18 protein-coding genes are annotated in these 24,968 nt (G+C 48.7%); 4 read left to right on the top strand and 14 right to left on the bottom strand.

Annotated features, from left to right (window positions below; translation table 11 throughout):
- The first annotated feature begins 4 nt into the window (after positions 1-4).
- Complete coding sequence (locus ABXR35_RS14435) at positions 5-298, top strand: hypothetical protein (protein ID WP_367061800.1); 294 nt, start codon at positions 5-7, stop codon at positions 296-298.
- Here ABXR35_RS14435 and ABXR35_RS14430 read toward each other — a convergent pair.
- The 8 genes from ABXR35_RS14430 to ABXR35_RS14395 all read right to left on the bottom strand — a co-directional run bounded on the left by ABXR35_RS14430 (position 274) and on the right by ABXR35_RS14395 (position 11,419).
- Entirely contained in the window at positions 274-1,296 is a 1,023-nt protein-coding gene (locus tag ABXR35_RS14430; protein WP_367061797.1) for a proline dehydrogenase family protein, read from the bottom strand. The two genes, ABXR35_RS14435 and ABXR35_RS14430, sit on opposite strands and share 25 nt — an antisense overlap.
- A 130-nt stretch (positions 1,297-1,426) precedes the next feature.
- The gene (locus ABXR35_RS14425; protein WP_367061794.1) at positions 1,427-2,236 is read right to left on the bottom strand and encodes an AraC family transcriptional regulator; all 810 of its coding nucleotides are present in this window, start codon (positions 2,234-2,236) and stop codon (positions 1,427-1,429) included.
- A 157-nt stretch (positions 2,237-2,393) separates the two neighbouring features.
- Positions 2,394-2,999 carry an esterase/lipase family protein gene (locus ABXR35_RS14420; protein WP_436669375.1) on the bottom strand — a complete coding sequence of 202 codons (606 nt, stop codon included), beginning with the start codon at positions 2,997-2,999 and terminating at the stop codon, positions 2,394-2,396.
- 216 nt (positions 3,000-3,215) lie between these two features.
- The gene (gene lacZ / locus ABXR35_RS14415) at positions 3,216-6,317 is read right to left on the bottom strand and encodes a beta-galactosidase, LacZ type (protein WP_367061789.1); all 3,102 of its coding nucleotides are present in this window, start codon (positions 6,315-6,317) and stop codon (positions 3,216-3,218) included.
- Between the two features lie 479 nt (positions 6,318-6,796).
- Positions 6,797-7,621, bottom strand: coding sequence for a carbohydrate ABC transporter permease (locus ABXR35_RS14410; protein ID WP_367061786.1), 825 nt, complete (start codon positions 7,619-7,621; stop codon positions 6,797-6,799).
- Entirely contained in the window at positions 7,614-8,489 is an 876-nt protein-coding gene (locus tag ABXR35_RS14405; protein WP_367062789.1) for a carbohydrate ABC transporter permease, read from the bottom strand. Before ABXR35_RS14405 ends, ABXR35_RS14410 begins: the two co-directional genes overlap by 8 nt.
- 219 nt (positions 8,490-8,708) lie before the next feature.
- Positions 8,709-9,998 carry an extracellular solute-binding protein gene (locus tag ABXR35_RS14400; RefSeq protein ID WP_367061783.1) on the bottom strand — a complete coding sequence of 430 codons (1,290 nt, stop codon included), beginning with the start codon at positions 9,996-9,998 and terminating at the stop codon, positions 8,709-8,711.
- A 509-nt stretch (positions 9,999-10,507) separates the two neighbouring features.
- A complete protein-coding gene (locus ABXR35_RS14395) occupies positions 10,508-11,419 on the bottom strand; it encodes a copper amine oxidase N-terminal domain-containing protein (RefSeq protein ID WP_367061780.1) in 912 nt (303 codons plus the stop codon).
- Between the two features lie 688 nt (positions 11,420-12,107).
- On the opposite strand from ABXR35_RS14395, the gene ABXR35_RS14390 reads away from it, so the two are divergent.
- Positions 12,108-12,716 carry a DedA family protein gene (locus ABXR35_RS14390; RefSeq protein ID WP_367061777.1) on the top strand — a complete coding sequence of 203 codons (609 nt, stop codon included), beginning with the start codon at positions 12,108-12,110 and terminating at the stop codon, positions 12,714-12,716.
- Positions 12,717-12,816: 100 nt separating this feature from the next.
- On the opposite strand, the gene ABXR35_RS14385 is transcribed toward ABXR35_RS14390, so the two are convergent.
- From ABXR35_RS14385 to ABXR35_RS14365, 5 genes are all read right to left on the bottom strand, one after another.
- The gene (locus ABXR35_RS14385) at positions 12,817-12,948 is read right to left on the bottom strand and encodes a hypothetical protein (protein ID WP_367061774.1); all 132 of its coding nucleotides are present in this window, start codon (positions 12,946-12,948) and stop codon (positions 12,817-12,819) included.
- A gap of 171 nt (positions 12,949-13,119) precedes the next feature.
- The gene (locus tag ABXR35_RS14380; RefSeq protein WP_436669369.1) at positions 13,120-14,925 is read right to left on the bottom strand and encodes a sensor histidine kinase; all 1,806 of its coding nucleotides are present in this window, start codon (positions 14,923-14,925) and stop codon (positions 13,120-13,122) included.
- 36 nt (positions 14,926-14,961) lie between these two features.
- A complete protein-coding gene (locus ABXR35_RS14375) occupies positions 14,962-16,545 on the bottom strand; it encodes a response regulator transcription factor (RefSeq protein WP_367061771.1) in 1,584 nt (527 codons plus the stop codon).
- Between the two features lie 289 nt (positions 16,546-16,834).
- Complete coding sequence (locus ABXR35_RS14370) at positions 16,835-17,467, bottom strand: LysE family translocator (protein ID WP_367061768.1); 633 nt, start codon at positions 17,465-17,467, stop codon at positions 16,835-16,837.
- A 289-nt stretch (positions 17,468-17,756) separates the two neighbouring features.
- Positions 17,757-19,076 (bottom strand): diguanylate cyclase domain-containing protein, encoded by a 1,320-nt coding sequence (locus ABXR35_RS14365; RefSeq protein ID WP_367061765.1) that lies wholly within the window; start codon positions 19,074-19,076, stop codon positions 17,757-17,759.
- Positions 19,077-19,332: 256 nt separating this feature from the next.
- Between ABXR35_RS14365 and ABXR35_RS14360 the strand changes: the two genes are divergently transcribed.
- Complete coding sequence (locus ABXR35_RS14360) at positions 19,333-20,580, top strand: hypothetical protein (RefSeq protein WP_367061762.1); 1,248 nt, start codon at positions 19,333-19,335, stop codon at positions 20,578-20,580.
- Positions 20,577-23,690 (top strand): DEAD/DEAH box helicase, encoded by a 3,114-nt coding sequence (locus tag ABXR35_RS14355; protein ID WP_367061759.1) that lies wholly within the window; start codon positions 20,577-20,579, stop codon positions 23,688-23,690. The genes ABXR35_RS14360 and ABXR35_RS14355 overlap by 4 nt, the downstream gene beginning before the upstream one ends.
- A 419-nt stretch (positions 23,691-24,109) precedes the next feature.
- Here the strand turns inward: ABXR35_RS14355 and ABXR35_RS14350 are convergent, their stop codons facing one another.
- On the bottom strand, positions 24,110-24,949 hold the full coding sequence (locus ABXR35_RS14350) for an endonuclease/exonuclease/phosphatase family protein (protein WP_367061756.1): 840 nt from the start codon (positions 24,947-24,949) through the stop codon (positions 24,110-24,112).
- Between the last annotated feature and the right edge of the window lie 19 nt (positions 24,950-24,968).

Genomic DNA, 24,968 nt, shown 5'->3' with positions numbered 1-24,968 from the left:
AATGATGAAGCATTCCACACAGCCTTCCATTGCGGAACTACAAGCGCAGTTGCAGCAGGAATTGCAGCAACGCAGTGAGTCGGAGCAAGTCGCTGCCTTACAGCAGATGATCCGTAGTCTACAAGCACCTACGCAACCTTTAGATGCCGATATAACCGAGTCCTATCTGAAAAGCGACTGGCAGCGTCTCAAAGAATACTTTAGCAATCCGCGCACAGCGTTATTATACGTGCTGGCTGCCGCTACACCAGTCGTATTGTTTGTCACGTTTATCTATGTGGCGCTATGGGTGGAATGATCCAAAGCGAAGCTTGACTGTACATACTCCATCACCGGCGCTTGCCGTTTCCCATCCACCATATCGATCAATGCCTGAAACAGATTGGGCGGATATTCGGCAATTCGGTGACATAGATACAAGTACCACTCCTGCCCGTAGGTGAGATACACGCGTACGGGCTGTCCTTGTTGCCGCAGCCGCACGCATAATTCAGGACGAATCCCATATAGCAATTCAAATTCAACCCCAGCCGCATCTCTCCAATCCATGCCCAGCAAGCATGTGATCAGCGACTCATCATGCGTTGCCACCGAAATAGAACAGCCACGCTCCACCGCCAGTTGGAACAGCTCCCCATACCGTCGATCCAGCTCCGCCGACCGCGATAATGCCATATTAGAATGCTCCTCATATGCCCCTTTGACCAGCCGTACTAGTGTACCAGCGGATAACACTGCCTTGGCATCCTGTAGCGTACGGTGCAAATGTGCTTGCAGCGTAATACCGATCAATGGATAGATCGCTACTGCCTTCTCATAAATATGCAAAATATCGTCCGTTTTCGCCGATTCCTCCATGCTAATAAACAGCTCAATGCCCAGCGGCTGTGCCAATTGCCCCAGCTGGAGCAGATGCTTTAGTGCCAGCTCCGCATCCAGCAGCAGACCAATATGCGATAGATCGAATGATACTCGACCGCTCATGCCCTGCTTCCCCATTGCTCCAATCAGCGTTGCCAGCTCGCTAGTGGCATGTTCACATTCGGCGAGGGTTTTTGTATTTTCCCCGATATATTCCAGCGACACGGCATACCCGTTATCGCTTAAAATCCGCCCTGCCTCTAGCGCCTGTGCTTGATGATCTCCGGTTACATAACGCGCTGCTGCCCGTTGCAACAGCTGATAAAGCTGTGGATTCTGCTCTACACTGGATTTGACATCTGGGCGACGTGCAATGGATTTTAATGCAGCCGCTGCCTCTGTCATTAATTGCTGTTCTCTATTGATTGGATTCATACAAAATCCCTCCCTTTGCGGTATACATTACCGGAAGAGAGGGACCAATGATTGTACAAAATTGCTCTATTTATACGAAATGACTGCCAATCGTTACAAACGCACAGGATCGTTGCCTGTGATCGCACACTTATACCGAGACTTGATACCGGCGCGGCGTCGCACCTACAATCCGCGTGAACATGCGGGTAAAATGGCTCTGATCGTAAAAACCAGCCTCTGCTGCCACCTCAGCAATCGGGCGCTGGCGGTGTAACTCAGCTTTGGCATAATTAATACGAAGTACATTCTGATACGCATGCGGCGGCACATGCTGCCACTGCTTGAACAGCCGAATCAGATGGAAACGGCTAATATCCGTTAACTGCTCTAATTCCTCCAACAGCACCGGACGGTCAAAGTGCGCGTGCAAATAATCGCGAACGATTCCGATATATTTGCGATCCTGTTGTACAGATGTCTGTCCATGCTCCAAATCCCCATGCTCGGTGCCGGTGATCATATGCAGCAGCGAAATTAGCGCCGTCTCTACTTCCAGCGGCTCGCCGCCATTCATCAGCGTCTGCATGACTTGCTGCATCGGTACTAGAGCATTACGATTCTTGCCGTCCGATAACAGATATGGAATATGAATCTGCTCCAACGCGCGCCGCTCCATTCCATTCAACCAATCCGGGTCGATAAACAGCATATCATAGCTCCATGCCATCCCCTGTTCTGGGTGGCAGGCATGCAGCATCTGCGGCGGAAAGCTAATCATTCGTCCCGCTTCCACCTGCATCTCCTGCCCATCGCACCACGCATGGGTACGTCCACAATGAATATGCCCGATGGAATATTCATCATGAAAATGCCGATGATACGCCAGCTCATCCGCTCGACAGCGTTTCCCTTCTACAAAGGGCAGCTGATGATGACGGTAAAAGGATACATCTGCCATGCCATCTCCCCCTCTAGCCCGCTTCATTGTTATAGTCCTCTCAGTATAAAAAAAAGGGTCGGCATAGGCAATAGATGCCTAGCCGACCGTGATAGATGGATATGTGATTCCGTGATTCGCACCATCCATTCCAATCAACCCTGTTGTAAATGGAAATCTACTTTTGCAGAGCTTCCAGAATGAGGCTGTTCACATTGGAGTTGTACAGCAGACCGATGTGCATAACACCCGCAATACGGATATTATTCGCACCATCCAGAATGGACAGATAGTTGCTAACAATCTGATCGTTCAGTGTATAGATCGAGGTTACATCCACACCAGCAGGTGCACTGTTCGTCGTCAGACGATTCGCACCACCAAGCGTGATTAGTTTGTCCACTTTATCAGCGCCGCCGTAGTTGATGATGTAATATAAGCTGTTAGCGCCACCCATGCTGTGCGCAACGATGTTCACCTTCGTGCTGCCCGTACGCGCCAGCACATCGTCTACCTTGCTGCGAATCGCTGCGGCGTTGAGTGTTTGCACACCATTTTTGGTAGGCAGATCGATAGCATACAGTTCGTTGGAGGACCAGCCTTGACGAGTCAGATAGCTTTCAATCGCTATAAAATTACTAGCAGAGCCACCCAGTCCATGCACGAAAATAATTGGAGTATGCGTTGTTGCCGCGCTGGCAGACGGCGTATTGCCCCACAGCCCTGTCAATGAAACAAGTAATGCCATAACGATAGTCAAGCGCAAACGAAGTACAGATTTGATCATATGTATTCTCCTTTATAGTCAAAGTAAGGTGGGCAGAGCGATGTACCATTTATCTTGTAGTCCCGCTTAACTGCCTTATGATTCTTATTCCCTATATGTATATTTTTAGGAATAAAATACCTCACTAATATATAACACGCTTGCTATCTATGTCAAATACTGGAATACAAAAATCCCCTGTTATGTCAGCAATGACACAACAGGGGTGTATGTTTAGACACGGAACGGTGCAATGGTAAATTCAAAGCTCAGATCGGTATCCGACGAAATGCGATATTCCGGGTGTACCGGTGCGCCCCAGCTATCATCGCCGCCCACGCCCATTTGTTTACCTGCAACCGTAACGACGGTGTAGTGTACTGGTGGCAGTTCATACAGATGGGCTGCACTTTCCAGTTCAAATGCAGTGTATGGCGAGATATTGCATTCCACTGGTGCATGTGCAGGAGACGTGATGCGCAGACCTTGCTGGTTATCGTTGGTGATGTCCACACGGCGCACACCAGTACGGTTACCGCTCTCCTGTGGTACTACATAGCCAGACACATTGTCGGCAGCATCATTTTGGAATACGCCCAGTCTAGCGCCGAATGCGCGGTCGATATAGTTTTCATCTGGACCCATCGCATACCAATTCAGATGATGGTAATCGGCTGGAATTTTGAACGACAACGCTACAATCGGCAGATCCGGCAGACCGGCTGCGCCAACATAGCTTGATTTCACATGCAGACTGCCATCGCGGTATACAGTGTAGACGGTTGTCATACTCACATCTGGGTGGATGCTGAACGCGTATTGGAATGTAAATGTTACACGGTCGTCCGCTTTGTCCAACTGCATACCTGTGCAGCGGCGCGTCAAACTAGCTGCAAACCATGCACCTGATGTAAAGCCTTGCGCTGTACCGCGATCATTATCCGTCGTTGCCCGCCAGAACAGCGGTGCAGGTGGTGTGGAAATGTATTCGCGTCCATCATAGCGTAGCGAAGTGAGACTACCTGCGGCACGCGAGAACATGATGCTGTAGTTGTCGCCGTGGATGCCCACATTCACATCGCCTTCGGCAATACGCATCTCGCCGATACGCACGGGAATGGTCTGCGACTGCGTAGACTCTACGATGAATACATGCTCGCCAAATGCCATTTCATATCCAGCTTCCGCCCATAGCGTCGCCTGTTTCAGCACGAAGGATGCGTGAATCGCATACTCGCCTGCTGCTTGCGCCGTTTCTGGCAAGGGAATGTCTACATGTTGCTCTGTACCTGCTTCTACCTGTACATCCAGCTTCTGCTCATGCACCAATACACCTTCGCGGTACAGTCGGTACACCAGCGTGTATTCCTCCGTACCAGCGAACAGATTCTCATTGCGCACGGTTACGCCCTGCTGATCAGGGATTAGCTTGAGATTTTGGTACAGGAATTTGACCTCCTGCATTTTCGGCGATACTTTGCGGTCTGCGTACACGATTCCGTCTGTGCAGAAACCATAGTCGGTCGCGCGATCATCATAGTCGCCGCCGTAAGCAAGATACTCGTCGCCAAAGCGATTTTTCTTCATAACCGCTTGGTCAATATAATCCCAGATAAAGCCGCCTTGATACAGCTCATATTTATTTTCCAGTTCGGTATATTTGTGCATGCCACCGACCGAGTTGCCCATCGCGTGCATGTATTCGCAGCTGATGTACGGCTTTTGTGGATCATTGTTCAGATATTCTTCAATATCCGCTGGCTTCGCGTACATCCGGCTCTCCATATCGCTGCTGTCGTCGAAATCGCGGTTATGGAAGACACCTTCATAATGCACCAGACGCGTCGGATCGGTTTCGCGGAAATAGTTTGCCACATTCAGGATGACCTGACCAGCATACGACTCATTCCCGCATGACCAGATGAGGATGGACGGATGGTTCTTGTCGCGCTCCACCATCGAGATCGCACGATCCATCACGATATCCTGCCATTCCGGCAAATCGCCCGGAATATTCCACGATGGCTCAACCGCACCTAGCTTCTGCCATGAACCGTGGGTTTCCAGATTCATCTCGTCGATCAGGTAAATGCCATACTCGTCGCACAGCTCATACCAGCGTGTCTGATTCGGATAATGTGATGTACGTACCGCATTCATATTGTTTTGCTTAATCGTACGAATATCCCACAGCATATCCTCTTCCGTCACCGCACGTCCGGTACGGCAGTTGAATTCATGACGGTTCACGCCTTTGAATACGATCCGCTTGCCGTTAATGCACATCACCTTGTTGATCATCTCAAAACGGCGGAAGCCTACGCGCTGCGGAATCACTTCCGTCAATTCGCCAGCAGCGTTATATACGGAAATGTACAGTGTATACAGATATGGCTGCTCCGCATTCCATGTGGATACATTGTCTACTGTTGCGTCAAAGCTGGCTGTTCCACCCTGTTCCCCATCTGCAAATGCAGCTTCACCGGATGCCACTACATTGCCATCTACGTCCTTCAATTCCAAGACCGCTTTGGCACCATTGGCAGATTGTCCTTGCTCCAGCGACAGATTCACACGGAATTGCCCTTGCGTATACGTATCGTCTAGCCCAGCATGGACATGCAGATCACGCACATGAACCTCTGGTACTGTATACAGATACACCTCACGGAATATACCGGAGAAACGCCAGAAATCCTGATCCTCCAACCATGCTCCCGTACTACGCTGATACACTTCCACAGCCAGACGGTTTTCGCCAGATTGAATAAACGGAGTCAGGTCAAAGTCGGACGGCGTAAAGCTGTCTTCCCCATATCCCACAAACTGGCCATTCAGCCATACATAAAATGCCGATTCGACACCTTGAAACGAAATGTACACCGGACGTTCCCCATCCAGCTGCTCCGGCAATACAAAATGCTTCACATAACTACCTACCGGATTATAATCCTCGGAGATAAACGGTGGACGCAGATTCTCCACGCCATCCCACGGATACATCGTATTCACATACTGCATCTGCCCGTAGCCTTGCGTCTGAATATGCCCCGGAACCGTAATATCGCCCCAGCCCGCACAAGAAAATCCTTCTGTATAAAAGCCCTGCGGACGTGCCGCTGGATTGATCGCATAATGAAACTTCCAATTGCCATTCAACGAATATCGCCAGTCCATCGTGCCACCAGCCTGAGCCTGCTCTAACGACTCATAATACCGATGATCCGAATACGCATCCACCCGATTCACCGCAAACACCGAAGTATCCGTCAACCACTCCAGCGAAGCCTCATTCACACGCTGTTTCCCACGAACATCCACTTCCGTCTTACTCATACCCATCCACTCCATTCCGTTAAAATATCTACCTAATTATTATATCCTGTCATCCCACACCAATTTAATATAATAAAATCGCTTCAATAATAGTTCCATATTCTTATACAAGAAAATCCCAAATCCTTCAAAACTCTCAAACCACATTCACAGACCCAACCCACACAAAAAAATACATAACACTACATCCAAAACTCCAACTCCAAACGCTAGTCCCAAAATCCCTTCCCCTACTCCTCACCGCAAGTGAAATCATTTACGCTGTGCATGGAAAAAGGCTGCGGTGGTACGCTGGAGCGGAGGGGAAGGGAATTGTCCTGAAAAGAGCGAAGCGCTCGCATTTAAGGGTCGGATATTTTCCTTGTCAAAGGAAATTCAAAATATCCGACCCTTAACGGCGACACTTCAGGACAATCCCTTCCCCGGAGCGTTCCAGCTCACAACCTCAGCCTATGATTTCCATAAACCCAGTCGCAAACTTATTTCACCGATCCAACCATACCTGCTACAAAGTGCTTCTGCATGAGGAAGAATACAAGCGCTGTTGGCAGAGTTGAGATCACGATTGCCAGCATGATCACACCATAGTCTGGTGAGTAGCTGGAGCCCAAGTTAGAGATGAGCAGCGGAATCGTTTGATTCTCTGGTGTTTGCAAAATAACGAGTGGCCACAGATAGTTGTTCCAGCTGGACATGAAAGTGATAATCGCAGCTGCTGCATACGTTGTTTTCATCGTTGGCATATAAATGCGGAAGAACAAGCCCAGCTCGCTCAGTCCGTCCATCCGTCCTGCTTCCAGCAGATCCTTTGGAAACATCTTTGTGCTTTGACGGAAGAAGAAGATGAGGAACGCGGTAGTCATCGTTGGGATAACGACCGCTGCTGGTGTATCAATACCGATAAAGGATACAACATTAGTGATCTTACCGAACATACGGTACAGCGGCACCATCAGGGCTGCGAATGGAATCATCATCGACAGCAGCAGGATATTGAACACGATGTCTTTTGCTTTACTGCGATAGATTTCAAAGCCATAGCCTGCCAGTGAAGCAATCAGCAGCGCGAGAATCGTTGTGGAGACAGAGATTTTAGCCGAGTTCGCCATCGCTGTCCAAATATCTACGGAGCTGGTCAGCTTCGCCAGATTGTCCATCAGATGAGCACCCGGCAGCAGACGTCCTTGCGTAACATCTACCGAAAGATTCGTCGAGCTGACGATCATCCAAAAGAATGGGAAGATCGAGACAAATGCAGCAATAATCAGGAACAAATATGTGAATGTTGATTTGGTCTTAGCCATTGCGCTCACCTGCCACTTTGAACTGAATGAAGGAAAGAATGATAACCATAATTACGATTGAGTATGATACGGTCGCCGCATAACCAAAGTCTGGCGAGTATTTGAATGACAGATTGTAAATGTATTGGGAGATGGTCGTTGTTGCGTTACCCGGTCCACCCTTAGTAATATTCACAACCTCATCGAACAATTGCAGAGTACCAATCGTCGAAGTGATCGACGTAAACAGAATGATTGGTTTGAGCAGTGGTACGGTAATGCTGAAAAATTGACGAACTGCCGAAGCGCCGTCGATACGCGCTGCTTCATAGATGGAGCTATCAATGTTTTGCAAACCGGACAGATAGAAGATCATGTTATAGCCAGTCCAGCGCCATGTGATCGCGATAATGATTGTGATTTTCGCCCAGAATGGATCGGTGATCCACTGGATCGGTGTACCGATTACGTGCAGACCCATCAGCATACCGTTAACGAGACCGTCTGGTGCGAACAGGTATTTGAATACAACGGAGTACGCAACCAGTGAAGTGATACACGGCAGGAAGATCGCCGTACGGAAAAAGCCTTTGAATTTCAGATTGCGGTCATTCAGCAGTACCGAGATAAACAGGGCCAGAATGACCATCAGCGGTACTTGGAACAGAAGATAGATGAATGTATTTTTGACAGCCATGATAAAGGTACTGTCGATGAACAGTCGTGCGTAGTTATCAAGGCCATTAAATTTCAAATTCATGCCTTTACCTGTCTGGAAGGACAGGATCAGTGCTTGGATCATAGGATAGAAGAAGAAAATACAAATCAAGAGTGCTGCGATTCCAACGAATACCCAGCCGGTAATACTTTCTTTCATATGGTTGCCCATGCGTGGGCGTGTTGTTTTCTGACTCTGGTTCAAAGCGGGTTCAGCAGTTTTCATATCGTCTCATCTCCCTCGTATCGCCGGTTTGCTTGTTTGTTTTTGTATGCTTAGCCTGCGACGTACACATTTCAGGTATGGTTTACAGCCCCGGTCATAATAAGGAAATAAAACCTTGAACGATCAGCCCAAGGTTTTATCTCCCCATTCATTACCATGTCCGGATTATTTCAGTTGAGCTTCAGCTTGTGCTTGTACATCATTCATCATGGTGTCAACGTCTTTGCTACCGTTCAGGTAGTTTTGCAGTTCCACTGTCATGATGTCTTCGATTGCATAAGTGTGCAGACCATAGTTTACTTTTGGAACTTCTGTTGTCCATTTTGCGAAGTCAGCATAGATTTTTTGACCGCCGAAGAATTCTTCAGCTTTATCATATGCACTACCTTCGGAAGCGGATTTCAGTGTAGACACAACGCCGATTTTATCCAGCATTTGTTGGTACAGGTCTTTGTCAGAACCAAAAGTGGAAGCCATGAAGTCAGCAGCTGTATCTTTACCGTCTACGTTCATTACATACCAAGAGCTACCACCGATGTTGGAAGCGTGTACCGAGTTTGGCACATCTGTCAGCACTGGGAATGGTACAACTGCCCATTTACCAGATTGGGAAGCTTCTGCTTTTACGGATGGTGTAATCCAGTTACCTGTTGGTACGGATGCTACATCACCGCTGTTGAATGCAGCCAAGAATTGGCTCCAGTCGGAGTTTGCTTTTACGATATTGGCATCATACATTGCTTTGTATGTTTCCAGCGCTTTTTTCAGTGCGGCATTGTTCGCGATGTTTGGTGTTGTGCCATCTTCTTTCAGGTACCAAGAACCCGCGGATTGGATCATCGCACGAATCAGACCGAGATCGTTAGGATCTTGTGTCAGCATATCTTTACCTGTAGCAGCTTTTACTTTTTTACCGATGTCGATGTATTGATCCCAAGTGATGTTTTTCAGATCGTCTGGTGTGTAACCAGCTTCCTTCAGATAGTCTGTACGTACATACATGCCTGTTACGCCAGAGTCAAATGGAATCCCGTATTGTTTGCCTTCAAAGCTGGTAGGACCTGCTTTGTAATCAGCAAAGTCGGAAGCTTTGATTTTGCTAGACATATCGACAAAAGAATCTGGATACGCTTGCAAGAAGTTTTGGGAACGATAGTCCTCGATCAGAACAACGTTAGGCAGACCTTTGGTTGTACCGGAGTTCAGACCAGTGTTCAGCTTTTGTACGATATCAGCCTGTGCATTTTCAACGATGTTGATTTTTACATCAGGATGAGATTCCATATATTTTGTTTTGGCAAGTTCCAGTGCGGCAATGTTGAAGTTCTTGTCCCATGCCCAAATGGTAATTTCTTTGGCGGATGGATCAGAACCTGAGCTTGCGCTTCCGCCTCCGCTAGAACATGCGGACAGCAGCAGTACGCTTGCCAGTAAAAGAAACATCAGTTTTTTCATTTTGTTTCAACCCCTGCTCTTGTATAGTGTTTTACTTTTGAAAGCGTTTGCTTATTGACAAATTAATCTTACCACCTCGTTCTAAGCGGATGTTAGGAATATATTTATACGGATTTGTTATATTATTGGCATCGCTCCTTTTGATAGCGTTATCATTTGGTACTATCTTTGCTTTTTGGTACATTTTTTAGATTAATTTTAAAAGAGATATGGCTTTGTATCCGCTTTTATCTTTCTTTTCCAAATCAAATGTGGAAAGACAAGGTAGAAGTTGTGGAAAAGAGAAGCTGTATTTTGGTAATGATTCATGAGAATATCCACACCAAACAGCCGAACCTGCATTATACTGCGCAGGTTCGGCTGTTGACGGGACGATAAGGATGGATACGGAAAATCATCGAGCGTGGCGTATCCATATCTGCTGCCAGTGTCATTGGAGTTGCTTGTCTATCGTGATCGGCTTACTCAGTACATGTGCCAAGCTGACGATAGAGTGATACTGGCTATGCTTATTTGACTGGCTTCTCTTCCGGTATATTGGTAAAGCGATTTTCTGCCTGACTGCTACTACTATTGTTGCCTGCCGACTGAATCGGGTTGTCGATATAGCCATAACGCGATACACCGTTAGATGTCAGATTATCAAAAAAGACGACGCGACTCAGAATGCTCGGCATGGTTCCGTCCTCCTGCTCAATTGCATACGGCAGGAAGAACAGATTGTTCGTCGACTGCTTGGTCAGATCCAGCTTGGCTGTCCATACTAGCTCGCTGTGGTTGTCCTGCATTTCATAGTAGGAAACGACATCACCACGCTGCTCGAAGAACGGGTAATACTGTCCTTCTGGGAAGTAATAACGGTAATTGCCGCCGCTTTTCTCCGATGGGGTGAAGCTCTTGAGTCGGTTAATGCGCGGAATCGATACGGCTGCCTCGCGTGCGGTTGCCAGATCGGTGCCGCTCAGCTGGCGTAGATTCTGATCTGGTGTTTTGGCAACATAGACGATGCGCGATGTCGGATTCCAATACACCGTTGCATCTGCCGCTTCCGCGATAAAGCGTAGCGGTACCATTGCCCGTCCGTCACGAATTGTTGGCGCGACTGGAAGTTGCACCGTACGATCATTGATCGTTGCCGTCGTCTGTCCAATGACCAGCGTAATGACCTTGCCTTCCTGACTGACCGTTACCGTTTGATTAATATTGTTCCATATCGTTGAATTGCCCGGTATGTACTGCAGCGCCTTGATGGGAATCATCGTTGTGCCGCGGTCCACGTAAGCGGTCACACCAACATACACGGTTGAATTGTTGACGATAACCTGAATGTCTGGTGATGCCGCTGCTGCCTGAACCGTACCGGCTCCCATACTAAAAACGAGCGCGATTGATACAATCAGCTTGGAAACTGTTTTCATCATATTCTATTCCTCCATTGATCGTCATACAAACAGATACCCCGCTGTGCATACAAATGTTGCACAACCTGTTCCTATGCCAACGCCGTGTTTTGCGGTTCCCATTCCATCCGTATGCCGAAACATCTCCCGATTCTGCCGCAGCTTCTAATTGGCTGCCCTGAGGTATGCAGAAACGGAACATTCCGCTGTCCAGCTTTATCTTATCATCTTTTATACCCCCACTGCCAACTAAGCCAGTCGGCAACGGCTGGTTAGAACCGCTCTGCTGCTTACCTATGCTTACCCGCTATAGCGTATTCATAAAATTTCAATTCTGTCATCGTTTGGAAAATGGCATATGAATATGATCTATTGTTGTAACGCTTGCTGTCCTATCTGCGTACATGCAGGGAGATGACAAACAGAAAAGACGGCAAACTTTGCATATGAACAACCGATGCTGTATATTTTATGCAAACCATAATTCTTAGCAAATCCGTCGGAATATGACACTTTTTATCCATAAATATGTTGATATGACTGGATTTACACGCTTCAAATGAAGGTCGTTCGGTGTATAAAGAGAAAAGGCTTATGATGGAGTACCAGTTTCATATGTCATTTTGTACAAATAAATAGGCAGTATACCGTATAGAGATACAGAGCGCTTATAGCCAGATTAGGTGAACCATATTGGAGGAGGGTTATTTTGCAAAACTGGATTACGAATTTTATGGAACAATTCGGTTATATCGGCATCGCGCTGATCATTGCGCTGGAAAATGTATTTCCACCGATCCCGTCGGAGATTGTACTGCCGTTTGGCGGATTTATGACGACCAACTCGTCACTGACGGTGATTGGTGTGATTATCGCGGCGACGATTGGCTCGGTAGCCGGGGCGGTTATTTTGTACGGCGTGGGGCTGCTGATTGATGTGGAGCGGCTGGAAAAAATCATCGACCGCTGGGGTCATCTTTTACGGGTGAAAAAGGAAGATATTCGCCGCGCAGACCAGTGGTTCGACAAGTATGGGTATTGGACGGTGCTGTTCTGCCGTATGGTGCCGCTAGTACGCAGCCTGATCTCGATTCCGGCAGGCATGTCCAATATGAAGTTTGGACTGTTTCTGCTGTTTACGACGATTGGGACAGTGATCTGGAACTCGATTCTGGTTATTATAGGGGCGAGTCTAGGGGAGAACTGGCATCGGATTACAGAGTTTATGGATGTGTATTCGAATATTGCTTACGTCATTATTGCTGTGGTGGGGATTGGGTTTATTGTTTGGTATGTGAGAAGGCATAAGAAGGCGTAAACGAAAGGAATACAAAAGAGCCGTATGGACAATACCATATGGCTCTTTTTTGTATAATGATTCTGCAATGGATGATCATACTTGCGATGATCGTTACACCTTAACTCGACGGATGGTTTGTCACCATCGCGTATCCTAGCAGCATGAACAGTTCAATCCCCACCGCCACAATCACAACGGCAGCGACGATGCCCCAGATCAGTTTGCGACTGGTCATTCGGTTGGTCTTCATGTAAGTCCCCCTTTTTTCTTCGAGATACATCCAAACTATCATATAAAATACAACAATTTCCACTTTGAACCATTGTAGCTTACACAAAATCGGATTCTCCGAATCAAATAGGAAACCTTTACGAGCCTTTACGTAACACATAAGCATCTGCGGCTCTATCACCATCATTCATCACGAACGATCAAACAACTCCTGTTGCTCCACAATTAGCGGCAAGGTAATCTTCACCTTCGTTCCCTCGCCCTTTTTACTGGAAATACTCACCCCGTACTGATCGCCGTACAGCAGCGTAATACGGTTGTTTACATTCTGAATACCGATCCCTGTGAACAGCTGGCGTTTGGACTTCGGATTCGGCAGTTGGCTGTCCTCTCCATCGGATAAGCCATCGATGCCGTCGCCGTTGTCGACCACTTCGCATACTAACATATCGTCCAGACGCGACACCATAATGTAGATAACGCCCGATCCTTTTTCGTTAAAGGCGTGGAAAAAGGCATTTTCGATAAACGGCTGGATGATCAGCTTAGGCACTTGGTAGTCCATGCAATCCGGTGCGACGAAATAGTTGACCTGTACCTTATTGCCATAGCGCACATGGTTGATAAATACATAGTTCTTCATATTGTTCAATTCCTGCTCGATGGTGATCGTCTCGCTCACATTGCTGATTGTGTTTTGCAGCAGGGAAATGAGTGCGTTGATCGTCTCAGCAGCTGTTTCTTTGTTGCCCTTTTGCACGAGCATCTTGATTGACGCCAGTGTATTGTACAGGAAATGCGGATTGATCTGTCGCTGAAGGGCTGCCAGCTCTGCATTCCGCTGTTCTTTTTGCGTTTCTAGCAGACGGGCGATATACTCGTTCAGCTCGTCCAGCATATAGTTGAACGCTCGGCTCAGCTCCTGCACCTCATAGCTACCCGTCACATGCACGTAGTTGCCGAAGTCCTTTTCCGTAATGGTAGACATCTGGCGCACCAAACGGGTCAGTGATTGCGTCAGGCGACGCGAGATGAGGAACACGGTCAGCAGCGCAGCGAGCACGATGCCAATACAGATCAAGGCGATGTCGCGCACGTTAATGATCTGTCCGACAGCATATTCACGGTCGATCAGGTTGACCAGATAGTAGTTGTAGGACGGGATGTAATTGGCGAGAATAATATGATTTTTGCCCATTACATCGTCATTTTTATAGCTGAGCTGCTGATCCTGAATCTCGGTTACATCCTTTAAGAGCTTCGGGGAAAAGGTGCCGATTAGCTCTTCTCGATTGGAGGAAACAATTCGTCCGTACGCGTCTAGAATCAGCACATCATTGCCTGTGCTGGTGAAGTTGCTGTAAAAGCGTTTGAATTCCTGCTCCCGAATCGCCACATAGATCGTACCGTACAGGTAATCGCTTGTCCGCTCCATCAGCGCTTTGGACGCGATGATATAATCTTCCTTCCCGCTCTTTGCCGTCTCTTCGTCATACTGGTACATGAGCCGCTTCGGCTCTGCCACCGTACGCTCGGTGATCCGGCTCTTTGCCAATTGCTGAGTCTGCACCGGCCAATACGACCAATCCGAGGTGAAGCTACGTCCATTAACGCCGACTAGCGTCACCCCTACATCGTACGCATCCACATTCGACTTGATCTGCTTCATCTGCTGCCCCATGCCAAAATAGGTAACCGACGCGCTTAAGGAATCGCCTTCCCCGCCCGTCAGATAACTTTTGACAGTCCCGTTCTGGGACGCATGGCTCACCGCATTCACAATCGAATCATTGAACGATTCCATACTGCTCTTGATCTGATTCAGCACCTTGGAATTGGTAATGCTAAAGGTTTCCGTAAATAGCCGCTCTGACATCCGAATCGTTACTAGCGAAGTCAATAAACAGACGGTAATGATGCTGACGACCATCACGATAAACAGCTTGAAAAACAATCCCTTTTGCTCAAAACGGCGCATATGATTTTTGATGTTCATTTCACATTCACACTCATCTTCGTAAGATCCTGCCGTTTAGCGCACATGCTGCCGGCGGTACTGACTGGGCGACAGACCGGTCCATTTTTTGAATACTTTGGTGAAATAGCTATGATCCGAGTAGCCGACTCTATCGCTGATCTCAGAGATGGCATACCGATCATCCGTCAGCATCTCCGCAGCCTTTTGTACCCGAATCTTATTCAAGTGCTCACTAAAGCCTTCCTTGTTATGGGTTGTAAAATAGCTTGATAAATACGACGGGTTAAAATGAAAATGCTGCCCCAGCCCAGTCAGACTCAGCGGTTCGGCATAATGCTGCTCGATGTATTCCAGCAGCATCTTCATATTGGAGCTGCCCTGCTGACCGGAGCGCTCTGCGATGCTTGCTTGCACTCTCTCCAAAAAGCCATGCAACAGCGCCAATGTCTGCTGTACATCCAACGCATCGTTAATATCGCGGAAATAGTCATACTTTTCCTGATCCAGCTGCCGTACATCATAATCCTGATTGCCCAGCAGCGTAATAATGTTGAAAATAATATTGCCAAGAAACGACTTCAATTCAAACGGCGTTGCCCGATAATTGCCCGCCAGCGTCTGCACATACTCCTGTAGAGATGCAAAGGCGCTATCAAACTGTTCACGTCGCAGCTCCTCGGTAAACTGCTTCAGATTGAATCCGCCCTTTACCTCCACTGGCTCCGGCAATTCATGCTCAATCATGAGCGCCTGATTGGGAAAATAAAACCGATATTCCAGCAGTCGCAGCAAATGCTGATACATCACTCCAATCTGCTGCGGCTGCTCAAAGTGTTCGCTGAGCGCCCACGCATGCTGCGCCGTCTCTATCTCTTCCTCATCATGAGATGCCAGTTGTCGCAGAAGTTGGATCAGTTCGTCATACTGTGCCGCATCCAGATTTAATAAAAAGACGACCATCTGCGGATCAGCAGCTACTGGACGAAAAGCCAGCGGCAGCCCACATTGTTCCAGACATTCTGCCATTCGAGTGCTAATGCCAGCAATCTGTTTGCTGCGCTGTTGGTTCAACGCATCGCCCGTACCGCCATGGATCAGCCGCGGCTGTACACCAACTAGATAACAGCGGTCATACGGAAACTGCGTAGTGAGCAGCTCCGGGTCATACTCAGCATCGAATCCAGCGATGAGCTTTTCCAGTACATGATCCACTGTAATTTGCTCGCCACCATTTTGCTCGTCGTATTGCAACGACGGAATGCGACGGGCGGTATTTTGCAGCACTTGTAGCAGTTCCTGCGTTTCTAGCTTGGGCTTGAGAATATAGTCTGCTACGCCGTTTTGGAAGGTCGAGCGCACATAGTTGAATTCCCCATAGCTACTCAATACGATGACCTCGATGGCAGGATAGTTCTGCTTCACGATGCGGGTGAATTCCTCGCCATCCATAATCGGCATCACAATATCGGTAATGACGATATGCGGACGCAGCTCATCCATCAGCTCCAACGCTTCACGTCCATTGGAAGCTTCGCCCACGATCTGGAATCCGTATTGTTCCCAGACGAGATAATGCTTAATTCCTTGCCGAACCAGCACCTCATCATCGACGATTAGTATTTTGCATAATTCTTTCATTAGGACACTCCCTATAAGACTGGATGTTACGCTAGATATGATTTGAACACGATGGTATATCTTCATTATATGGGATGGATCGCGAATATGGCGTTTTCCGAATTTATATTTGATAACGTTTTCATAAAAGAGCGATAAAGTTGTCTGATTTTGTCTTTTTATGCTATCACAAAACAGAGATTTACGGCACAAAATGTTTTGCATCAAGTACCATCGCTACACCATCATATGCTAAAAATACCACCTACACATTTCTCTGTGCGCAGGTGGTATTCTCTTCCTCAATTGCTTATTTGCTGCGATCCAGCGCCATGCGTGCAGCGAGTCCAGTCAATACGCCTGCCATCAGCCAGCGCTGCCATTTTAACCAGAGCGGACGCTTGGAGAACCATGCAGCGACAGCACTCGCAGTGAGTACGATCAACAGATTGATCATGCAGCTAATGGTGATCTGTATCAGTCCCAGCTCCATACTTTGCATCAGGATCGAACCGCGCGTTGGATCGATAAATTGTGGCAACAGCGAGATATACAGCACTGCTGCCTTCGGATTCAGCAAATTGGTCATAAAGCCCATCATGAACAGCTTGCGCGGCGAATCGACCGACAACTGCTGCGGTTCAAGTGGTGACGATTGTCCCGGCTTGAGCGACTTCCAAGCGAGCCAGAGCAGATAGCCTGCGCCTGCCCAGCGAATCAGCTCATACAGGAGCGGCACTGCGTGAAACAGCGCCGACAATCCTAGCATCGTCGCCGTAATATACACTGTAAATGCCAGCATAATACCCATTAACGAGATCACTCCTGCCATCCGTCCTTGTGTAATCGAACGCGATAACAGATAGATCATATTGGGTCCCGGCGCACACACCATACCGAGCGCCACCAGAGCAAAGCCGATCATCGTTGACATATCCAGCATGATTCATCCTCCTATACTATGTAGTTCATTACAGCAGCTTCTCCTATGCCCATATGTATTCTGTAAGTTCCCTTGGCTAAATATTCAATAGAATGGCTATAGGAGTATTACTTATACATGATATTGAATAATAATATCTCAAACGAAAAAAAGTCAACCTTGTTAGATGAGTAAATACAAACCTCATCGCAAAGTTGACTGCTAATTATAATACATAAATATTCATTTTATAGAATAATAATTATTACACATCTGGCTATAAAGAATCTTATTGAATCTATACATTCCTTTACGAAGTGCTTTCCATATCCTCATGAAAAACAACCTGTGCACGCCCTGAACGCTTCGCTTCATATAGTGCCAGATCGGCACAACGTAGCAGAGCATTGGCGGTTGTACCATCATTCGGATACATCGCTACGCCGACGGACGAGGCGGTACATACGTGCTGGTTATCCAGTTGCCATGGATTCTGCAAGACGTGACAGATGGTATCTGCCATCCAGCTAATCTGGCTGCGACTGCTCACCAATGGCAGCACGACGATAAATTCGTCGCCACCGATCCGGGCAATCGTGTCCATCGGACCTAGCTCGCCGGTAATCCGCTCTACCATCTGCGTCAGCAGGCAATCGCCTGCCTCATGACCGAAGGTATCGTTCACTTGCTTGAATCGGTCGATGTCCAGATACAGGATACCTAGCATCGTCTGATTTTGATGTGCCAGCTCAATATCCTGATGCAGCTGATTCATCAGATAACGGCGATTCGGTACACCGGTTAACGGATCAATATACGCAAGCGATTTGAGCTGCTGTACGTGCATTTTACGTTCTTCGATATTGCGCGCCACGGTCAGTAGATAATCGTCTTTGTGCTCCTGATGCACATAAGACATATTCATCTCAAACCAGATATAGTGACCATCTTTATGCCGATACCGGCATTCCGTCACCACATGCACTTTCTTTTCTGCAAGAATCTCGTTTAGCAGCTGGGCAAATGTAACAATATCATCGGGATGCACCAGTTGAAAACGCTCCGTGTGCATTAATTCCTCTGGCGTATAACCAAGCGCACGCCAAATCGACGGTGATACATACTGCACCGTACGATCCAATCCGAGAATGGTAATCACATCGGTCATATTTTCGGCAATCAGCTGGTAGCGTTCCTTTTTCTGCTGCAAAGCGATCTCGGCAAGCTTGCGGTCGGTGATATTGCGACTAACGATGATCAAACGATTCCGTTCATGAACATCGCAAAAGATCGGCGTTTTCATCACTTCCCATGTGCGCTCCTCTCCGTCATAGCCTACAAAGGACTTTTCCACAACTAGAGTGGAGCCTTTCTCCCATGCCTGCTCGTCAGTCAAGGCATTAAATTCAAAAACCGAACGCAGCTCCGGTCGCATCTCTGCCAATTCCAGATCGGTTTTATTTATATATTCGAACTCGTCCAGCTGATGCACCTCACGTACCATGCGGTTGCAAATCAGCCAGCGCCCTTCGCCGTCTTTCAATACAATCAGCTCCGGTATCATATCAAGCAACAAGCGCAGCTGCGCATCGTTCTCGAAGCCAACCAGAAGCTCATTGGAGAATTCCATAAGAATCCTCCTTTCCGCAAAATGATCCCACTCCGCCGTTCTACAAGCAGTATCGATCAGCTACCGCGGTTGGGAATGGTTAAGGAAACAAATAATATATATTATATCGGCGGCAATCCAAGCAGTTTATAGCGTACAAAGCCCCATTTTAGTAGGAAAAACAATAAATTTTTATAAAAACACGGTCGTGGCATTACGGGCAAATGGTATAATAAAGGGATACCACATAGCCTATGTATGCAGGAGAACATTTGATATGAATCAACCTTCCCATGAATCCGCGGCGGATTCCATCTTGGATCAATGGCGGCGCCAGATTGAACAGCAACTGGCTCCACTGGAGCAAGACATCCGCAACGTTACGTATACCGAGCAGGCGCTGGAGCAATGTCTTCGCGTCATGCCTGATCTAACCCCAGCTGCTGCGCAATTGTATCGGTTGCTGGTGGAATTAACCATATACAGTCGGGTGATGCAGCCGCTGCATCGCACAACCGGCTCGACTACATTATCACTGGGCTACCATACCCGAATGGCGGCAACGGAAGTGCAAGCCCGTTTGCAGCAATGGCTGTCCACTCCACTGGCTCCACTGGAACAGGCGGAGGAACGCGTTGTGCTGGGTGGGCTGCTCAAGGAATTACGGCATAACATGCTGTATGAAGTACGAGATACGCATGTGCTGCTGAGCTGCTATTACCAGCTTTGGCACGGCTGGCTGATGTCATTGCCACAGGCAGTGCCGCTGCTAGAACGTGAGCTGAAGCTGCTAGAACGCGCCTTTGCTCAAGCTGAGCAGCAAAAGGAGAATCGGCAAGCTCCGCGATTTGCTTACAACTCCGGGTTGCTCGCGCGCAGCTATATTCATTTTCTATCTCAAGACGATGAGCAGGCGCTGGAATGGATTCGGCAGGCGGCGGAGCGGCATGACTTTTACCCCGAACGGATGCCGGATCTGACCGGCGAACTGGCGGCAGACAAGCAGTGGGAACGACTGGCATGGTGGCTGGAACAACTGGTTCCCGTGCTGCGCCGACAATATTCCGACTTGCAGCATTACGGCGATGATTGGGAAATGGTAGTACAACAGCTGCCAGATCGCGAGCCGCAGATGTGGCAAGCGCTGGAACGCATGCTACCTCTCGGTGGACGCATTTATGAAGAACGCCTGATGGCATATGGCAAATACCGTCAGTGGATGGATTACCAATTATCTGCAGGCAAAGACCCTGCCAACTACAAAGTAACCGAGCTGAAGCCGCTGGAAATGAACGCACCGGAGCTGCTGCTGCCCTTTTACCATCAGGCGGTCGAGCGACATATGGCACACAAAAATCGCGACGGCTACAAAGCAGCAGTCAAGCTGCTCAAGCGTCTGTCCAAGCTGTATGCCAAGCTCAAGCAGGACGACATCTGGCAGGAATATATTGAGGAATTTGCCGCCAAGCATAGTCGTTTGCGCGCGTTACAGGAAGAATTACGGAAAGGGAAGCTGATTCCATGAGTCATCATTTACAACATATCCAAATCCGCGTCGGCATGAGCGAATATGGCGATGCGCTGATCTACGGCACCAAGGAATCGTACGGCTTCGTACCGGCGCTCTACCTTAAGCATCTGCTGTTTGCTTGGCATAAGCCTTCCTTTTACGGCACTCAGCTGCAAATGGAGCAAACGCCAGAGGTCGAGCTGATCGTCTTGCCTGCGGAGCAGGTTATTCCGTTCTTTGCAGAGGCACCGCTACTGCATCATGTGCAGTGGGATTGGGAAGGCGACGCAGATGCCCTGCGTCAGCTCGCTCCTGCGCTATTGAACTGCCTGAACGATAAAAAGTACCTGCCTTCACTCGGCGCTTATCGACGGGGCAAATTGCAATGGAAATGGGACCCAGAGTACCTACTCAAATCCGTATCCCGCACCAAGCGGCAGGAATTGCAGCGATTGCTGCAAACCGGCGTAGAGCCGGAACTGCTAGAAGGCTTGCAGGCATCCTTTTCCGCCAATGTGTCGGAGATGTATTACAACACCGAAGCCGAAGCTGCCGATCTGCGGCGCGAATATCCGCAGCTATTTGACCGCAACAATAGCACTGCTGGAATGGATGAAAATAGCTGGTTAGTGTCAATTGGCTGGAAAAGCGATTCCGCGCCTTTCCGTCCAGCCTTGCAGCTGGTGGAGCCGGAAGAGCATAATAACGGCTGGCAATTGCGATTGATTTTACAGGATAAAACGGACGAAACGCATCTGGTGCCTGTGCAATTGAGCATGAACGGGCAGGCAGATGGCGACTGGCCAACCGCGTGGCAGCAGCATGTACTGGATCGCTCGGCTGGCTGGCGGGAGCAATTGCGCGCCGTGCTGCCGATTCATCAATTTGGGACGGAACATGATATGATTGGGCGCAGTCTGAACAATGAGCAAGCATGGCGCTTTCTGTCACAGTACAGTAATCGGCTACTGCAATCGGGCTGGCTCGTACTGCTTCCTGCATGGTGGGAAGCCGCACGGCGCAAGCGTCCGAAGCTCAAAGCCAAAGTGAGCGAGGAAGAGGAAAAGCGTACTGGCAAGTCCTTTTTCGGCTTGGATGCGCTCATTGACTTCGACTGGCGGGTCGCTATCGGCGAAACCGAACTGACCGAAGATGAATTTCTTGAATTGGCGGAAAAGCAGGAACGACTTGCGCTGTTCCGTGGACAATGGATTGTACTCGATCCTGAACTGCTGGAGCAGATTCGCCGCGCGATGCAGGGTATTGACCGACGACGTGGATTGTCATTTCAGGATGTGCTGCAACTGCATCTGATGCGCCGCAGCAAGCAAAATGGCGAAGAAGAAGATGTCGTCGATGCAGAAGAGGAAGAATTCCAGCGTATTGAGATTGAAGTGGAATTGAATGAGCATTTGAATGGATTAATCAGCCAAATTAGCCAGCAGAACGATATGCCACTTATTCCGGTTCCTGCGGGACTGCATGCTCAGCTGCGACCGTACCAGCAGGAAGGCTTCTCATGGCTGAGCTTCCTGCGCCGCTTCGGGCTTGGCGCTTGTTTGGCGGACGATATGGGTCTCGGCAAAACAATTCAGCTGATCACTTATCTGCTGCATATCAAGGAAGATGCCGAAACCGAAGCTGAGCGATTGCATCAGATCGTGCTGCAAAGCATGGAACAAAACGATGCGCAGCAGCTACAGCATACGCAACTGGCAGCAGCCTTTTCCACCAGCCTTTCCGAACCAATCCAGCCTACGGCTGAACAGGACTCCGCGCTGCTGGTCAGTTCTTCGGTATCTAGCCCGACCTCGCTGGTGGTCTGTCCAACGTCTGTACTCGGCAACTGGCAAAAGGAAATCAGTCGCTTCGCGCCGTCTCTGCGCGTTGCGCTACACTATGGCAGCAAGCGACTGAGCGGCGACGCATTTCAGCAGTTGGTGGACGATCACGACGTCATTCTGACTTCATTTGCAACGGCTTCGCTGGATCAGGAGCTATTGCAGACGGTCACATGGGCAACGATCTGTCTGGATGAAGCGCAAAATATCAAAAATGCACAAACGCGCCAATCGCAAACGGTACGAAGTCTGCATGCCCTTCATCGGGTCGCTATGACGGGTACACCTATCGAAAATCGGCTTGCCGAGCTATGGTCGATTTACGACTTTATCACCCCCGGCTATCTGGGCAGTATGAAGGGATTTCAGGATCGGTTTGCGACCGCCATTGAAAAAGAGCATGACGAGGAGCGCACCCAGAATTTGCAACAGCTCGTCAAGCCATTCATGCTACGCCGGACGAAAAAAGACCCGAATATTCAGTTGAATTTGCCGGAAAAGAACGAGATGAAGACGTATATCAATCTCACCCCGGAGCAGGGCGTGATGTACGATCAGGCAGTCAATCAGCTGATGCAGCAGATGAACCAGTTGCAGGGAATGAAGCGCAAAGGCGCGATTCTGTCTGCACTGACTCAGCTCAAGCAAATCTGCGACCATCCAGCGCTCGTGCATACCGTATCGCCGCAGGAAGAGGGAGAAGAGGAAGAAACGGATTGGAGTATCGATGCGCTGATCAGTCGCTCTGCGAAGCTAGAACGGCTGGTGGAGATGGTACGCGAGCTGCGTGCCGAAGGCGAGAAGTGTCTGATTTTCACTCAATACATTGGTATGGGTCAGATCATTCAGAAGGTATTGAGCGAGGATATGAACGAGTCGGTGCTGTACTTAAACGGTAGCACGTCCAAAACAGCGCGTGACCGCATGATCGAGCAATTCCAAAGCCCGGGCGAGCCGAATATTTTTATCCTGTCGCTCAAGGCGGGCGGCGTTGGTCTGAATCTGACCGCTGCCAATCATGTTTTCCATGTGGATCGCTGGTGGAATCCGGCGGTGGAGAATCAGGCGACCGACCGCGCATATCGGATGGGTCAGCAGCGGGATGTGCAGGTGCATAAGTTTATCTCGCTAGGCACGCTGGAGGAGCGGATTGATGAGATGCTGGAGAGTAAGCAGCAGCTAAGCAATAATATTATCTCCACCTCGGAAGGGTGGATTACGGAATTGTCCAACGATGAGCTGCAAAGTTTGTTTAGCTTGCGGCGCGAGTGGGTGGACGTGTAAGAGTGGGGAAATGGGCAGTGGTGGTTGGGTGAGGGTCCGCTGCGGGAAGGGATAAGGGGACGGGACTCCGGTGGAGGTACGAGAATCTACGAATTGAGAGTATAGGTAGATTCCCGCCCCTCCAAAGAAGTAAGATATTTTGCTTTCGCAAAAATCACTCTTGATTGAACCCCGTGTTTGAATATCGCAAACACTGTAAGTCGTCCTTTTCCCCTATTCCCTCCGCTCCGTGCTCACCGCAACACCAACGCCATTTGCAACTCTTCACGGGGAGGAGCAGAGGGAATAGAAGGTGGTAGAGAGTGGGTTATGTAGAAGAAAGAGAACGACAGCAGATATCTGGTGTCGTTCTCTTTTGTTTTTTAATGATTGGGCTTGTGGTTGTAGTTTGTGCTTTGTAGTTATGCTTCTTGACTTGTTTACTCTGGGTTTGGCCAATGTAGTTCTGCCATTACGCCGAAGTGGTCGGAGACGACTGCGCCGTTTTGACCGTCTAGGGCTACTTGTGAGCGATGTACGGGAATGGGACGGTTGCTGTAAATGTAGTCGATGCGTAGAGGTTGGGTGTTGCCTTCCCAGCCGCCAATGGATTTGACTACGGTATGACCGCCGTCTTTTTCTTGGGCGAGGGTGTACGTATCGTGCCAGATTTGCTTCATCATGTAATCGTAGCCTTCGCCGCGAATCTCGGCTACGTTGTTGAAGTCACCGAGGAAAAAGAGTTGTTGATCCAGACAGGGTGCTAGCAATTCTTCTGCGCGATCCCATTGTGGGCGGAATGGTTCGACTTCATCGTTCCACCATCCGAAATGTCCATTTGCCAGCCACATTGGCTGCCCTTCATATTCGGTATGAACCGCCAATACTTTGCGTGTTTTGTAATTGTCATAGATGCGCTGGGTGGAGACGTAACCGAAGACTGCCTCGGTTAGCGGTGTGCGGGACAGAATCGCCAATCCTTCATCCAGTCGTCCTTTGGACGCGGAATGTACCGGAATCCATGTCCAATAATAGTCCGCCTGAATATGCGACACCAGCACATGCGCATAGTTATCCTGACGGATGATTCCTTCTGAGTCGAATTCTACATAATGACGCAGCTGGTCATCCGTCAACGGCTGCTCTGCCGCCGACTGGTTGACCTCCTGCATCGCGACCAGATCGAATTGATGCTGATCGATAAAAGACGCCAATTCGCGAATTTTGTCCAATTGATTCTCCTCATGCCAGCCATGCACATTCAAGGTTAACAGTTTCATGATTCTCTCCACCTGCTCT

This window comes from Paenibacillus sp. JQZ6Y-1 (assembly GCF_040719145.1).
GTDB classification, from domain to species: domain Bacteria; phylum Bacillota; class Bacilli; order Paenibacillales; family Paenibacillaceae; genus Saccharibacillus; species Saccharibacillus kandeliae.
Note: the sequence above shows the minus strand (reverse complement) of the source record. Positions and strands in the feature narration are given on the sequence as shown.